This is a genomic window from Pseudoalteromonas sp. Angola-4 (assembly GCF_028599265.1).
GTDB classification, from domain to species: domain Bacteria; phylum Pseudomonadota; class Gammaproteobacteria; order Enterobacterales; family Alteromonadaceae; genus Pseudoalteromonas; species Pseudoalteromonas atlantica.
Map to the genome: position 1 here is coordinate 135,566 of NZ_JAQREK010000005.1, position 16,276 is coordinate 151,841.

Below are 16,276 nucleotides of genomic sequence, written 5' to 3' on the forward strand. Positions count from 1 at the left end.
CTGCAGCAACCATACAGTTGCTGCATACGTATTCAGGTCACTATTGTGGCGTATTTATAACGAGTACCGTTGCGCTCATCGCTGGTAATTCAATGGTTTTGCCAAGCTTTTGTGTTTTTTGAGTAAATAAATTAAATGCTGTTGTGCTGTTAGGCATTACCTCTTGCATAAACTCAATATTTTTTTGTAACGCTTGTGTGTTTTTATTCATAAATACCAACACAGTTTGCTCATCGCTAATACGCGCATAACTATAAACCCCTTGTTGAGGCGTAAAATGTACAAGCTTTCCTTTATCTAATGCTGAGCTGTTTTTTCTAAAGTTAAGCAGCGTACTGATGGTGTTATGCATCTCTTTTTGCTGTTTTGTTAAGCCCTCTTTGGTAAAGGCATTACGAGTTTGGCCTTCAAACCCACCCGGGAAGTCGATTCTAATATCACCATGGTCTTTACTTGGGGTGTTATCTAATAGTACTTCCGTACCGTAATACATTTGCGCTATGCCACGTGTGGTTAAAAACAAGGTCATCGCCATTTTTGTTTTGGCAACATCTTGGCCAAGCTCAGTGTAAACACGGCTCATATCGTGGTTATCGGCAAATACCATAATGTTATTTGTATCAGGGTATAAAAAGTCATTAGCTAACGATTCATATACTTTAACCCAACCCGTGTTCCAGCTTTCATCTTCATTTAGCGCTTGAATTACCGACTCTTGCAACGAAAAGTCCATCACGCTTGGTAAGCTTGATATATAGCCATCTTGGTTATGCTTGCCACGTTGCCAGTAAGAGGCAATAGCAGGGTTAGACGTCCACTCTTCTCCAACAATATTAAAATCTGGGTACTCTTGCATTATGGCTTTTGTCCAATCACTCAAAAATGCTTTATCTGAGTAAGAGTAGGTATCAACACGTATGCCGCTTAAATCGGCGTATTCTATCCACCAAATCGCATTTTGAATTAAGTATTCACTTAACAGTGGTTGGCGCTGATTTAAATCAGGCATGGTTTCTACAAACCAGCCATCGTTAAACTGGCGCTTGTCGTATTCACTGGCGTGTGGGTCTTGTATGGTTTGGCGCGCATGGCTGGTGGCATTTTTGCCTTTATTAAATTCACCATTAAAGTTAATCCAATCTTTAGTTGGCTTATCTTTAACCCAAGTATGCTCAGAGCCAAAATGGTTAAGGACCATATCCATTACTAGCCCTATACCCTGCTCTTTTGCTTTTACTGATAACGTTTTATATAACTGGTTTGAGCCCATTCGTGGGTCAACCTTATAAAAGTCTGTAATTGCATAGCCATGATAAGAATAGTTAGGCATGTTGTTTTCAAGCACTGGGGTTAACCAAAGCTGTGTTACGCCTAAATCGTTTAAATAGGGAAGCGCGTTTATAACGCCCTGAATATCACCACCGTGGCGCCCACCTTTTATACTCGGGTTTGCCGCTTCTAACATGCTTGGGACGGTATCGTTTTGTTTATCACCATTAGCAAAGCGATCAGGGTTAATTAAATAAAGCGTATCAGCTGATGTAAACCCTTGACGCTGAGCGCTGTTTTTATCTCGTTTAAGAAGTGGAAACTCAAAGTTATTGCTTGTTTCGCTGCTATTAAATTCAAGCGTTCCGGCTTTAGCGGCGTCGGTAATGGTAATATTTAAAAATACATAATTTGGATTGTCGGTACGGGTTACTTTATTTAACTTAACGCCGTTGTATTTAGCTAATTTAATTTGCTCGTTTGCAATGTTTTGCTCATGAACCATGATGGTAATCGTGTTTTTGTTCATGCCAACCCACCAATTAGCTGGCTCAACGTCAAGTGCGTAGCTAATGGTTGGTAAAGTACAGGCACTTACAAGTAAAAGTTTTTTTAAAAGTTGCATCATCAGGCCTTTTTAATTTTTGCTAAAAAATCTTTATGAGTGGGTAATTGATCTACCGTTGAGGTAATAAGCGTTTTTAGTGTTGAGAATAAATCGTTTAGTTGTTCACTACTGAGTGAGTCAACAATGCTGTTGTAATCTTCGGGGATAAGCCCTTGGCCAATAAACACCTGTTGCCAGGCAACTTCGGCAAATAATTCGTCGTTTTCGCGCACTACTTTGCCGGTTTGCTTAAATAGTTTGAGCTTATGGGCCAATGATTCAGGAATGTCCATTTGCTTACATTGTCGCCAAAATGGGGAGTCTTCTCGCGCTGTTAGTGTGTAATGCAATATTATAAAATCACGAATGTGCTCTATTTCTATCACGCTTTGCTTATTAAATTCAGTAACTAAAGCTTCGCTTATGCCATTGTGTGGAAACAGCTTTATTAAACGGGTTACGGCACTTTGTATTAAATGAATACTGGTAGACTCTAACGGCTCTAAAAAGCCACTGGCAAGGCCAACCGATACCACATTTTTATGCCATTGCTTTAACCGCCGCCCTGTTTTAAATTTAATCACCCGCGGCTCAGTCATTGGCTCAGCGGGTAAATTATCTATTAATAACTGCGTTGCCGCATCGTCAGATAAATAACGACTACAGTACACCAAGCCATTTCCTATTCGGCTTTGCAGCGGTATTTGCCACTGCCAGCCTGCGCTGTGTGCAATTGAACGCGTATAAGGTTTTAGCTCGCTAGTACCTTGAGACTGCACCGCCACGGCGCTATCACACGGTAAATAATGAGACCAATCGACAAAACCTGTGTTAAGGGTTTGCTCTATGAGTAAGGCGCGCTGCCCTGTAGCGTCTATAAAAAGGTCGCCATTTATCTGTTGTGTGTTATCAAGGGTTAATGATTTTATATTTCCTGATAGAGGGCATTGTTCAACCTGCTCTATTTTGGCATCAATATGCTCAACACCGCGTGATGTTGCGAGGTTTTTTAAAAACTCAGCATATAACGTTGCGTCAAAGTGATACGCATAACTCAAGCCAGGCAATTGTGTATTAGGTATGGTATTTAAGGGTGCAAATTTATGCTGCTTAGCCGCTTGGTAGTTAAGAGAAAAGTCCCATAAGCTTTCTTCTGCACCGCTAATATGCCCTTTTACCCAAAAATTGTAAAAATCGCAAAAGGGGAAGTCTTTTCCAAATGAGCCAAAAGCATGCATGTAGCTATGAGAGGGGGTTTTCCAATTTTCGAACTCAATTCCTAATTTTATAGATGCATTTGTAGCGTTTATAAAATCTTGCTCGTTTATACCCAGTGCATTGTTAAGTTGAATAATAGGCGGAATTGTTGCTTCACCCACGCCTATAGTGCCAATAGTACTTGACTCAATAAGGGTTATTTTAATTACTTTACCTAACACTTTATTAAGCAAGGCGGCTGTTATCCACCCTGCCGTGCCCCCGCCTGCGATTACGACGTGTTTTATTGGTTTCATATTATTGTCCACGTTTACAGTTTAAAGCTTTGTTAAGTTTGATAAAATTTAGATAAAGTAGCTATAAAAAAGCCCTTGTAAAACAAATTACAAGGGCTCCTACACACAACCTTTATTATAGCTTGTAGCTAAAGCCTAACAAGTAAGTACGTCCGTAATCTTGGTAGTCACGAACTTGTAGCGCGTTATCGCCAGAAAGCGATGTAAACGGCTCTTCTGTTAAGTTTTGAACTTGGAACTGAATTGATAACCCTTCAAGGCTTTCAACACCGGCCTCACTAAAGTCGTAGCCAGCTTGAATGTCCCAAATTGTTTCGCCTAGGATATCCACTTGCTCGGTATCAAAACCTAGCCCGTATACATCACCTTTAAAGGCACTACGTTTACGCATGCTGGTACGCAGTTGAATACCATTCATTTCGTAGTAAACCGTTAAGCTCTGAATTTTGTCAGACAGACCCGGTAGCTCGTACTCATTACCGTTTTGATCTTCAATGTCTGATTCAATACCGGTATGGCTTGCAATTAAACCAAAACCTTCAAGTGATGGGTGGAAAATTTTAAATGGCAATGCGAGAGATAGCTCGTAACCGTATAGGTCGCCGCCACCGCCATTTACTTTACCACTGCCAGTACCTTCAGAAGTAGCTGGTATTTCACCTGTTGATGGGTCAGCAACGCCCGACATATCAATTTCGTATGTGCCGTCAAAAATCCACTGGGTTAAGTCTTTATAGAAAAACGCAGCAGAGAAGTAACCTTCATCGCTAAAGTAGTTTTCGTACGTTAAATCGTAACCAGTTGCTTCTTTAGGCTCTAGGTTAGGGTTACCACCCGATACAGACCAAAAGTTACCGTTTTCATCAGGCGTTGTGTTGTATGATGCATCAATAGATGAGTTCATCTCGTCCAAACGGGCGCGTGAGATTGTTTTAGCTGCACCAAAACGTACTGTTTGCTGCTCATCAATCGCAAGTGATAAGTTCAAACTTGGTAAAACGTGTGAATAATCGTGGCTAATATTGGTAGGTGATGCCACAACAATGCCATCTACAGTACTAAATGCATTACCTTGCGATGACTGATCAGTGTGAACGTAACGTACACCGATATTACCCGTTAACGCTAAGCCGCTTACTTCGGCATTAATATTAGCTTGTGCAAATGCAGAGGTAATTTCTTCTTTTACGGTCCACGATTTAGTTAAGTGGCTCGTATTTGTTAAGCTTTCATCTAGTAAGTCGTAGTAGCCGTCATTAACAAGACCATTTACATCGTAGGCAATCATATCGCCCATGCCAATAAAGTCTAAATTAACGCTGCCCATTCGATACTGCTCTGGCACGGTAACTAAACCCGGGTTATCAAGTGAAAACCCAGATAACGTCATAAAGAAGCCCTGCGAATCTTTGGTTTTTTCGCGCTCTTTATAAGACATACCAAATTCAATTGAGCTGAAGTATTCGTTTTCTAATACTTTAGATGCCGCTAGTTTTAACGTAGATAACTCATCTTCAATTGTAGGTGCATTAATGAAACCATCTTGCGCTTGGTTTTCATACTCGGTGCCCGTTAAGCCATATTTATCATTTAAAGCAGAGCTTGCACCCCATGATAAAGGACCACCTAATTGCATTAAGCTGTAATCGCTGTAATCTAAATCGTGAGTAAACGTAGCACCTGTATTACCACCGTTAAATGTGTAACCTAGGTTATCTGCAACACCGCGAGCATCGCCTCGGCCTGTTCCAGAGTAACTCTCAAGGCTCCAAATTTTACGGTCTACTTGAGAGTAACTTGCGTCAAACTCTACTGACCACGAGTCATCAATATCGTATTTAGTGTTAAAGCCAAACGCGGTTAGTTCTGCTTCACGCTCTTCGTAGTCGTTACGAACAACCACACGTTGGCCATTTGTTACCGCACTGGTAATAAAGCCACTTGCGTCATCTACAGCTACGCTTGCAGGGTCAATCGAACCTTGACCCCATGCGAATGGGATTTCGATACCACGTAAGATTTTTTCATCTGTAAAATCAACATATAACGCATCAAACGTCATGTTTAATTTGTCTGTAGGCGCGGCCTCTAGTACGAGCATCGCTGAGTCACGTTCAAGGGTTGATGAACGTACAAATGGTTTTGCACCCCCTAATATAGAGTACGTTTGACCATCATCAGCAGTAAATTCAGGGTAACCCCAAGAGTTCCAACGTTTTTCTTGATTTGGAGAGCTCATGGTATTTAGTGCAAACGCAACACCTATGGTGTCATCTGCAAATTGATCAATGTATGAAATAGTACCGCGGTAACCATCGTCGTTACCGTCTGGGTTTAGTTTATCAAAGCTAGTTTGCTCGTACTGGCCATTAACTTGAAATACACGCTCGCCTTTACTTAAAGGACGTACGGTTTGCATGTTAATAACACCGGCAATACCTTCTGCTTCAATACTTGCATTAGGTGTTTTATAAACGGTAACGCCGCTCATAATTTCTGATGGGTAAAGGTCAAACTCTACGCCGCGGTTATCGCCAATAGATACTTGCTCGCGGCCATTAAATGTAGTGCCACTTTCGTTTTCACCAAAACCACGAATTGATACTCTACTTGCGCGACCATCTAGGCGCTGCGCCGTTAAACCTGGTAAGCGTGCAATAGACTCAGCAATAGATGAATCAGGAAGTTTACCTATATCTTCAGCTGAAATTGACTCAACGACTTGAGTAGAAAAACGCTTTGTGTTGATTGATTCTACAACACTGCCACGAAAGCCTTTTACTTCGATAACCTCAACGTCATCATTTTTAACTGTATCTTCTTGTGCTGCTACAGAGGCAAAGCTTGCTAATCCTGCAGTAGCCATTGCCAACGTTAATATACTTGGTTTGAACATAGACATGATGTTTTTCCCGTTACCCATATTGTGATACTCGCTTCTTTATTTGAGTGATAGTCAAACAGGCGAGCTAATTTTGTTGTCAGCATCAATATTAACGCTCGAATTATTTTATTAACAACTTTATGCATACGTATTCAGTACTATGCAAAACGCTAAAAGTTAACAATGAGTTCACAAATAAAACTTTAACCCACTGTTTTAAATAGTTTTATATTGGTGCAACCTAGTGATTTATTATCATTATAAAAATACATCAATTATTTAACTGAAATCCCTGTGTCATTATTTGTAAATAGCGTTAATTAAAGGTTTTTTATAAATTTACGCGCATATCTTTTGTAAAGATTACCAGGTCAAATTGGTCTGACCAAAGAGTGGAATCACCAAAGCTGTGCAGCCCTTTAAAAATAAGCACCAAAATAGTCAGCTGTTTTAGTTACACTTAAATAAACATGATTGGTAAAAGTGCTGCAGCGGTTTTTATGGGTAACTTTCTGCTTAGCTAAAACCGCTTTTATGTAAGTAAATTAGCTGCATACGTATGCAGACTTTTTACAGAGCAGCACCCTTCACGTATGCTTTTTGAAAATTTAGTGATTGTTTCAATCAAACTAATAACAATATAAATACTGTGTGGAACGACGGAGAAAAGTATGGCCCAACAGCAGTGGTATAAAGGTGCGGTTATTTATCAGGTTTACCCGCGAAGCTTTCAAGACAGCAATAACGATGGTATTGGTGATCTTAAAGGGATAATTAATCGCATTGATTACATTAAAAGCTTAGGCGTTGACGCTATTTGGATTTCTCCTTTTTTCAAATCTCCAATGAAAGATTTTGGCTACGACATAAGTGACTATCGCGATATAGACCCGATATTTGGTGACCTAAACGACTTTGATGAGTTAATAGATCAAGCACATAAACGCGACATTAAAATTATTATTGACCAAGTGTTAAGCCATACATCAGACCAACATCAATGGTTTTTAGATAGCCGCGAAAACCAAAACAATGATAAAGCTGACTGGTACGTATGGGCAGATGCTAAAGAAGATGGCACAGCGCCTAATAACTGGTTATCTATTTTTGGTGGCGGTGCTTGGCAATGGGAGCCTCGTCGCGGTCAATACTATTTACATAACTTTTTAACCGAACAGCCTGATTTAAACTTTCATAATCCAGATGTAAGAAAAGCTGTTTTAGAAAATGTAGAGTTTTGGCTTAAAAAAGGTGTAGATGGTTTTAGATTAGACGCTATTAACTTTTGCTACCACGATGCACAATTACGTGACAACCCAGCAAAGCCTAAAGATAAACGCCAAGGCCGTGGCTTTAGTGAAGATAACCCATATGCTTTTCAGTACCATTATTATAATAATACCCAGCCAGAAAACATTGAGTTTATGCAAGACATACGTGCATTACTTAATAAATACCCGGGTACTGTATCACTTGGCGAAATTTCATCGGAAGATTCATTGGCAACAATGGCAGAATATACCCAAGGCGGTGATAAGCTGCATATGGGCTACAGTTTTGAACTACTCACGGATGATTATTCAAGTGAATACATAAGAGAAACCGTACAGACTCTAGAGCAACGCATGACTGAAGGTTGGCCGTGCTGGGCGTTTAGCAACCATGATGTAGAGCGTGTTGCGAGCCGCTGGAGCCAAAATGGTGAAATAAACCCAGCACAATGCAAAATGCTTACAGCTTTATTAGCTTCTTTGCGTGGTAGCGTATGTATGTACCAAGGTGAAGAGCTGGGGCTAGGTGAAGCCTCTGTAGCATTTGAAGACCTACAAGACCCATATGGCATTACCTTTTGGCCAAACTTTAAAGGTCGCGACGGCTGTAGAACGCCAATGCCATGGGAAGGTAACAACACACAAAACGCAGGATTTAGTGTTGCTAAACCCTGGTTACCGGTTGATAGCGCGCATACGCAGCAGGCTGTGTCTGTACAAGATAAAGATACAAATTCTATACTTAATGCCTACCGTGAGTTTATGGCATGGCGTAAACAGCATACTGTGTTATTAGCAGGCGATATTAAGTTTATTGATACTGCTGAGCCTATCCTCGCTTTTTACAGAACGCTAAACGAGCAAACTATGTTATGTGTGTTTAACTTAGCTGATAGCAATCAAACATTTGAGTTGACTAAAACAGTGACTGAGGCGCATGACTCACTATCTCATTGTAATGCTACTTTAGATGGTAATAAGCTAAACATGAATGGTTTTGACTGTTACTTTGCTTTTGTAAAATAAGAATGCCCTGACGTATGATGCTCAAAAGCCCGATTTTATCGGGCTTTTTTGTGCGCTCAAATAGTGGGGCTGCTATAGCCGGTATTAAGACGAAATACCGACCTCCAAACCACTAACTTAACCTTTCTAATGTGATTGTGTTTTACTATTTAAATAATCAGTGAGCGCAAATAACACGCCAGAGCTTACAAAGGTGACATGGATAATCACTTTCCAAAATAGCTCCTCACTTGAATGAATATTAGAATTAATAAATACCTTTAAAAGCTCAACTGCAGATATGGCAACAATTGCGCTAATAAGCTTCATTTTTAAGCCAGAGAAACCTACTTTTCCCATCCATGACGGCCTATCTTCGTGGCCCTCAATATTAAGCTTTGAAACAAAGTTCTCATAACCACTAAAAATAATAATAAGTAATAAACCAGCCAGTAAAGCGGTATCAACGAGGGTAAGTATACCCACTAATAACTCTTGGTTTGTTGCACTAAAAGTGGCAATACCCATTAAATAAAGTTGCTTAAAAAACTTTATTAATAGCAATATTACAGCAAATAGTAGGCCTACAAAAAACGGGGCTAATAACCAGCGCCCTTTAAATATAAACGACTCTAAGCCCTGCTCTACTTTGTGTATCTTACGAGGCGTACTGGTTGGTTTTGCTTGGTGTTCTGACATTAACTTATCTTTTTATAAAAAAGCGACCTTAGCTTATAATTTATTACAACACAATTACTTATATAATTATTTAAGCGTAATTTACTCATCTTGACGATAAAAATTTTTCGTTATCTTTTATTTTAATTTCGATTAAAAATCACTACACCAACAGAGTTGTTCTGCATTGGGCACTATTTAAATACAGCTTTAAAATGTATTTAAATCGTAAAACCATTTATTTAGGAATCAACAAATGAATAAAGCATTGCTAGCATTAATAGTTGCACCACTTTTTGCTGTATCTGCAACGGTTGCAATCGCAGACGATGCACCAGTAGCTTCTGCACAAACAATTAAAGAATACACAGATATGTGTGTAAATTGGGCTAAAGATGATGATGTAAGTAACGACGATCTATTTGGCTATGTTCTTCAATGCGTTAATGATGAATTAGAGTCTGAAGGTTACAAAAAAGTATCTACTGTACAAATCTAAACAATAAAAAATATGCGGCTAATAAAGCCATTGCGACGCATATAATCATAAAAAAACCGGAATGACACAAGCTGTGCATTCCGGTTTTTGTTTATCTTAGGCTAAATAAATTTTAAGGTTTATTCAGCTTCTTTTTTTGCTTTAGGTTTAGCTGGCGATTTTTTTGCAGCCGCTTTCTTTTTAGGCGCTGCTTTTTTCTTCGCTTCTTCTACCCATTTACCCGCTTCGTAGTGAGCGGTCCAGCCTGTGGCTTTTCCGTCAACTTCAGTCATCACGTATTGCGCTTTATTTTTACGGCTATAACGTACTACGGCTAAATTACCATCAGGATCTTTTTCTGGCGCATCAGCTAAGTAATAAAACTTAGGTGAAATACGCTCTCTAAAACGCTTTAGCTCAGCCACTTTAGGCGCGCGCGTCTCGCGTGATTTAGGGAAAGTGTTAGCCGCCAAGAAAATACCTGCAGCCCCGTCACGTAAAACAAAATAAGCTTCTGACTTTTCACATTCAAGTTCAGGTATGTGCACAGGATCTTCTTTTGGTGGCGCAGCTTCGCCGTTTTTAAGTAACTTACGCGTATTTTTACACTCTTCGTTGTTACAGCCAAAATACTTACCAAAGCGGCCCGACTTAAGCTCCATGTCTGAGCCACATTTATCACATTCGATAATAGGCCCATCGTATCCTTTAATTTTAAAGGTACCTTGCTCAACGATATACCCTTCACATGCAGGGTTATTACCACAAACATGTAATTTACGGGTTTCGTCTATTAGGTAAGAGTCCATAGCCGTTTCACAGATTGGACAGCGCTTCATTTGCATTAATGTTTCAGTTTCAATGTCCTCAACATCTGCCGCAACCGCTTCATCCCCTGATACTAGGTTCATAGTGGTTGTACAACGCTCTTTAGGCGGTAAGTTATATCCTGTACAGCCTAAGAAAACACCCGTTGATGCCGTGCGAATACCCATTTTTCTGCCACACGTAGGGCAGTCAATGTCGGTTTCGACCATTTGATTAAGGCGCATTCCGCCTTGCTCTGGCTCATCTTTGGCTATGTTTAATTGCGTAGAAAAATCAGCATAAAACTTATCAAGCACTTGGGTCCATACACGCTCGCCTTCGGCGATATCATCTAAACGACCTTCCATTTTTGCTGTAAAGTCAAAGTTCATTAAATCAGTGAAGTTTTCAACCAAACGGTCGGTAACAATTTCGCCCATTTTTTCAGCGAAAAAACGACGGTTTTCTACCCGTACATAACCACGGTCTTGAATTGTTGAAATAATTGATGCGTAGGTAGATGGACGACCAATACCACGTTTTTCAAGCTCTTTTACTAAACTTGCTTCACTAAAGCGCGCTGGCGGTTTAGTAAAGTGCTGCTTAGGGTCAAGCTCAATTAAACTAAGTACTTCGCCTTCTTTTACTGCTGGCAGAGATTGATCTTCTTCATTCTTTTTGCGTACCGCAGGTTGCACTTTTGTCCAACCATCAAAGCGAAGTACTCGCCCTTTTGCTTTTAATTGAAACTCATCAGCGGCCACAGTAAGCGTTGTTAAATCGTACTCTGCAGGCACCATTTGACAGGCAACAAACTGACGCCAAATTAATTCGTACAGTTTTTTGGCATCGGCATCAACACCTTCAACATGCCCAGAAAGTACAGTGACACTTGAAGGACGGATCGCTTCGTGCGCTTCTTGCGCGTTGCCTTTAGAGCTGTAGCTAATTGGGTCTTTAGGTAAGTACTTTGCGCCAAACTCTTGGGTTACATAATCACGACACATTTCAACTGCATCTTTTGACAGATTAGTTGAATCGGTACGCATATAAGTAATGTAACCGCCTTCGTAGAGGCGTTGTGCAAGCATCATTGTTTTTTTAACGCCATAGCCTAAACGTGTACTGGCGGCTTGTTGCATGGTTGAAGTAATAAAAGGCGCACTTGGGCGGCTTTTGCTGGGTTTTTCTTCAACACTTATTACTTTATATTCGGCTGTCTCAAGGCTCTTAACTGCGGCTGTAGCCTGAGCCTCATTTACCGGCTTAAATGGCTTGTCTGCTTGTTTGGTGACTTCTAAGCGTAATTGTGACTCAGTATTTTTAACATCGGCGTGTATATCCCAAAACTCTTCTGGAATAAACGCTTTAATTTCACGTTCGCGCTCTACTAATAAACGTACCGCAACCGATTGCACACGCCCAGCAGAAAGCCCGCGCGCTACTTTAGCCCATAATAATGGCGATACCATAAAGCCAACTACACGGTCTAAGAAGCGGCGTGTTTGTTGTGCATATACCATGTCGGTATTTAGTTCACCAGGTGTTTCAAACGCTTGTTGAATCGCATTTTTTGTAATTTCGTTAAATACAACGCGTTTATATTTTTCAGGCTCACCACCAATAATTTCTTGAAGGTGCCAAGCAATTGCTTCCCCTTCTCTATCCAAATCCGTTGCGAGATAAACTTGGTCTGCATTTTCGGCCAGCTTTTTTAACTCTTGAACTACTTTCTCTTTACCTGGCAAAATTTCGTAATGTGGCTCCCACCCTTTTTCAGGATCAATACCCATACGTGCAACTAAGTTAGTGTAATCTCGTTGCTGTTTATACACTGCCTTTTCTTCAGGCTCCATTTTACGAACTTCAGCTGGCGTTTTAGTCGCCGGTACTTTAGCTTTGTTCGAACCTGAAGTAGGTAAATCACGCACATGTCCAATACTGGACTTTACGATGAAGTCTTTACCTAAGTATTTATTAATTGTTTTAGCCTTAGCAGGTGACTCTACAATTACTAGCGATTTGCCCATAGTTGCCTATTTCTAACCAAATATTTAAATGTGTTTTGCCGACATAAACGGCGCGAATATTTATAGGTATATCTACAAACACCTATTGTTACAAGCTTTTAATACAAACTTTTCAGTATTTACTGAATAAACAAACAATTTTTGTTGTTAAATTATACAAACCGGTGTTTTTAAAATAATTGCTGTGGAATATATAGAACACAAATAAAAAAGCCAACCTTAAGGTTGGCATTTTTTACATTCTACCGATTATAAATCGTCGGTTACGCTAACAGAAAGCGTACTTTCTAACCCTGAAGGCGCTTCGGCAGTAACGGTTAAAATACCACTAAACTGCTCATTTCCTCCATCTAAGTCTTCACGCGTAATACCAAATGATAAACCAACAGGCACAATACTTGTTGTATTAGGGTAAGTGTAATTATCACTACCTGTTAAAATACCGTTGTCTGTGTCAATAGAGATGGTTGTTTCAGCAGGCATTGGGTTGTTATATATATCTGCTATAAATACCGTAAGCCCTAGGCTAGCAGTGCCTGATGCAGTTTGTGTTAAATCTATTGCATCAACCTGACACATTATTGCGCTAGTGGGGTCGTTTTGCACACGGCGAACAAGTGGACTTGCAGGGTCGCTGTTTACACGTACCTCTGAAGCGGTTGCACCCGCGATAGCAGAACAATCATCCGCGTATGTAACTAGCCTAAAGAATGCAGTATCACCCGACATTACGATTTCTTGGTTTTGAAATACATTAACCATTTGACGACTACAAATACCTGCGGCTTCGTCTTCTTCACGACACAGTAAGCCGTTGTATAGGCCGTTTTCTGTGGTCCATGTACCATTGCCATCAAAATCGACAAATTCTTCAAACTCATCACCGGTTGAGTTATCACGTGAACAGGGGTCGGTTCCATCATTACAGTCTTTACCGCCATAGGTGCCATCTTCATTGTTATCGATAAAGGCTTCTGGAATATCAAATAAATCATCAAAAAAGTCTTCACTGTCAAAGTAGCCGTTGCCATTTAAATCAGAAAACGTTTCTTCACCAATTGCATAAGCATGTACAGTGGCACGTCCACCTAACGGTAAATCTACCGTTAAGTCATTATTTAAAATTCCTAATGGACATGGTAAGCCACCATCACACTTTTGCGTAATGGTATTTTCATACATAGAGTCAGTAAACGGGCGTGGGTTACTGCTGGTCCACGTTACGCTACACGTACCATTGGTTGTTGTACAACTTGGCTCTATTACGCCCCCTTCTGTGATAAAGCTAACAGCTGTTCCATCTGGCACAGGGTTGTTAAAGTGATCAGCTAGGCGGGCATTAACCGATACGGTATTACCATCAACATTTAACGCATGAGGGTTAAATATAGAACGAGATAGCGAAAAGCTATTTTGATCCGCAATGCCTGTACTAATTACAAGAATATCTGAAGGGGCGGTTACAATAACCGTGTCGCCATCTACGTCTTCTTCGCTAGATGCGATAACACGCACAGGCGTAGCAATTGAACCTGATTGAACTGAGGTAGTCACTTCACCGCTGGCATTAGTAATTGCACTGGCTGTGCCTAACGTTATACCACCGACTGCCGTTGACAGCTCAAAGTTAACCGTTCTTGAAGCTAAATCATTGCCATTTGAATCCACAAGTTTAAATGTTACTTCAGAGATTTCAGTTCTGTCAGCACCACCCGTACCTTTTAATGCAATTACTGGCTCAGTCACTTCTACAAATTGTAAAAAGCCAATATTGGCAGGTGATACATTTATAGTAGTACTAGCAGAAACCGTATCGCCACCGGTGATCACGGTAGCCGTAATTATATCCCCACCCACACAAGTAAGCGGACGGTATGTAGAGCGTGCAAAGCCGCCAATACTGGTTACTGTTTCATCTATAAGTGCTTGGCCAGAGCCAACACAACCAGATGAAAATTCAACAGTAAGTGGTGTGGTATATAGCTCACCGTCTTTTGAGATTTCAATTGAGATAAGTGCTGTTGCACCTGCAGCTAATAGCTCATCGTCTGCAACCGAGCTGCTAATAGCAATTTCAACATCTACAGCAGCAATTTGAAATGCCTTAGTTAAATCGCTATCGAGCACTGACACAGTAATTTCACCGGCGCCTACATCTTGACCAGGAACTATATCTAAAAGTGCGATACCATTTGCATCGGTAATAGCCGTGCCAGTTGAAGGTGTAATTGAGCCAATTGTTGTACTCGCTGTTACTAGGGTCTGCGTAAGAGGAGTTGTCGAATTCTCGTTAGTCACTTCGATATAAAGAATCGCCGTTGAATCACCTGAGATACTAGTTACAAGATCACACTGGCTTGCATCTCTTTGAGATTTAAAGTCTGCTGGACAATTTTCTAGGATTGAAAAACTAATATCTGCAGTACTTTGGTCTGGGTTTACAGCATCACCTTTTGTATAAAAACCCAGCGTTTGCTCAACACCTTCGTACTGGGCTGTTATAACGCCTGCACCTTCTACAGTACCCGAAGTTAAGTTAATTGATGCAACACCACTCTCATTCGTTAGTGCAGTACCAATACTTGGGATTAAGTTACCTAAAGTTGATGAGAAGTTTACAACTGCCCCTTCAACTTCAACGCCATCTCCGTCAAGAATAGTTGCTTTAACAACTGCGCTATCTGCGGCGCTGATTGTGCTAATTTCTGATAACGTCGTTGAAGAGGTAAGGCTTAAACCGATAGAAAAGTCTAATGATTCACCTTGAATGGGCGCATCCCCTTCAGTTGTAAATGTATAACCTTCAGAGCTATAAACAGTATTTTCGTTATCGGTGTAGGTGGCCACAATAGAGCCAGCCCCAGCTTCAGTCCCTGCAAGCAAGCTAATTGTTGCAATGCCTTGTTCGTTTGTTAAAGCTGTACCGTTTGTAGGATTTATACTACCTAAACCAGTAAGTACAAACTCAATTAATTGGTAAGCAGCGGGTTCATTATCAATTAATAGTTCAACCTGCGCGGTAACAGGGTTTAAATAATCAACACTTCGAGTCGTAGCCCCAGATGAATCAACAAGCGTTACACTCAATTGTGGATCTGTTGATTGTGCGCCATCCGACTCAAATGCAAACGTATCGGTGTAACTTTCGCCATCTACTGTATAGGTTGCTGTTACTTCACCAGCTCCTGCATTTTCACCCGCGGTAAGTTCCAGTATCGCTATACCATCTGATTGGGTTAACGCTGTACCTGCTGTAGGGTTTAGTTCACCGATTGAGTCAGCAAGGGTAAAAGTAATACGCTCACCTGAGACTGCATCGCCATCTTCATCTTCTAAAGTAGCTCTAAGCTCTAAAGGAGCAGCCGCTGTGACCGTGTTTGACTCAGTGTCACTAGATTGTAAGTAACCTTTTAAAGTTACCGTGAAAGTGGATGTTTCTGTAGTAGAATCGTCATCATCTCCGATGGTGCCGTCTTTTTCGATTGTTCCACCACCACCACAAGCGCAAAGCAAAATGCTAAATAGTGTAATGCTGAGTAGTCGCGTTAAAGGCATGGACCTCTCCCTAGCGTTGTTATTATTTACTAATAGTTGTTTACCTAATATTAACCTATAACTTAGTCTAATATCACAGTTTTTTGTCACTTTTTTATGTAAATAATTCCGCAAAGGCTATTTTTTTCTGTAGTAAATATTTCCTTGCTGGTAGTCTATGGCAAATTTGAAAAAATAG

At 40.5% G+C, this 16,276-nt stretch carries 8 protein-coding genes; 2 read left to right on the plus strand and 6 right to left on the minus strand.

The window, feature by feature from the left end; genetic code table 11:
* Positions 1-40: 40 nt before the first annotated feature.
* The 3 genes from PSH48_RS08735 to PSH48_RS08745 form a co-directional block, all read right to left on the minus strand.
* The gene (locus PSH48_RS08735; RefSeq protein ID WP_273611363.1) at positions 41-1,897 is read right to left on the minus strand and encodes a glycoside hydrolase family 13 protein; all 1,857 of its coding nucleotides are present in this window, start codon (positions 1,895-1,897) and stop codon (positions 41-43) included.
* On the minus strand, positions 1,897-3,390 hold the full coding sequence (locus PSH48_RS08740) for a tryptophan halogenase family protein (RefSeq protein ID WP_273611364.1): 1,494 nt from the start codon (positions 3,388-3,390) through the stop codon (positions 1,897-1,899). Before PSH48_RS08740 ends, PSH48_RS08735 begins: the two co-directional genes overlap by 1 nt.
* Before the next feature lie 115 nt (positions 3,391-3,505).
* Positions 3,506-6,292 (minus strand): TonB-dependent receptor, encoded by a 2,787-nt coding sequence (locus PSH48_RS08745; protein ID WP_273611365.1) that lies wholly within the window; start codon positions 6,290-6,292, stop codon positions 3,506-3,508.
* A 653-nt stretch (positions 6,293-6,945) separates the two neighbouring features.
* On the opposite strand from PSH48_RS08745, the gene PSH48_RS08750 reads away from it, so the two are divergent.
* Positions 6,946-8,571 carry an alpha-glucosidase family protein gene (locus PSH48_RS08750; protein ID WP_273611366.1) on the plus strand — a complete coding sequence of 542 codons (1,626 nt, stop codon included), beginning with the start codon at positions 6,946-6,948 and terminating at the stop codon, positions 8,569-8,571.
* A 126-nt stretch (positions 8,572-8,697) separates the two neighbouring features.
* Here PSH48_RS08750 and PSH48_RS08755 read toward each other — a convergent pair whose 3' ends face one another.
* On the minus strand, positions 8,698-9,249 hold the full coding sequence (locus tag PSH48_RS08755) for a TIGR00645 family protein (RefSeq protein WP_055253277.1): 552 nt from the start codon (positions 9,247-9,249) through the stop codon (positions 8,698-8,700).
* 235 nt (positions 9,250-9,484) lie between these two features.
* On the opposite strand from PSH48_RS08755, the gene PSH48_RS08760 reads away from it, so the two are divergent.
* Positions 9,485-9,727, plus strand: coding sequence for a hypothetical protein (locus tag PSH48_RS08760; RefSeq protein WP_004587793.1), 243 nt, complete (start codon positions 9,485-9,487; stop codon positions 9,725-9,727).
* A 119-nt stretch (positions 9,728-9,846) separates the two neighbouring features.
* Here the strand turns inward: PSH48_RS08760 and topA are convergent, their stop codons facing one another.
* Both topA and PSH48_RS08770 read right to left on the minus strand, forming a co-directional pair.
* A complete protein-coding gene (topA, locus tag PSH48_RS08765; RefSeq protein WP_273611367.1) occupies positions 9,847-12,543 on the minus strand; it encodes a type I DNA topoisomerase in 2,697 nt (898 codons plus the stop codon).
* Positions 12,544-12,792: 249 nt separating this feature from the next.
* On the minus strand, positions 12,793-16,098 hold the full coding sequence (locus PSH48_RS08770) for an Ig-like domain-containing protein (RefSeq protein ID WP_138611149.1): 3,306 nt from the start codon (positions 16,096-16,098) through the stop codon (positions 12,793-12,795).
* Between the last annotated feature and the right edge of the window lie 178 nt (positions 16,099-16,276).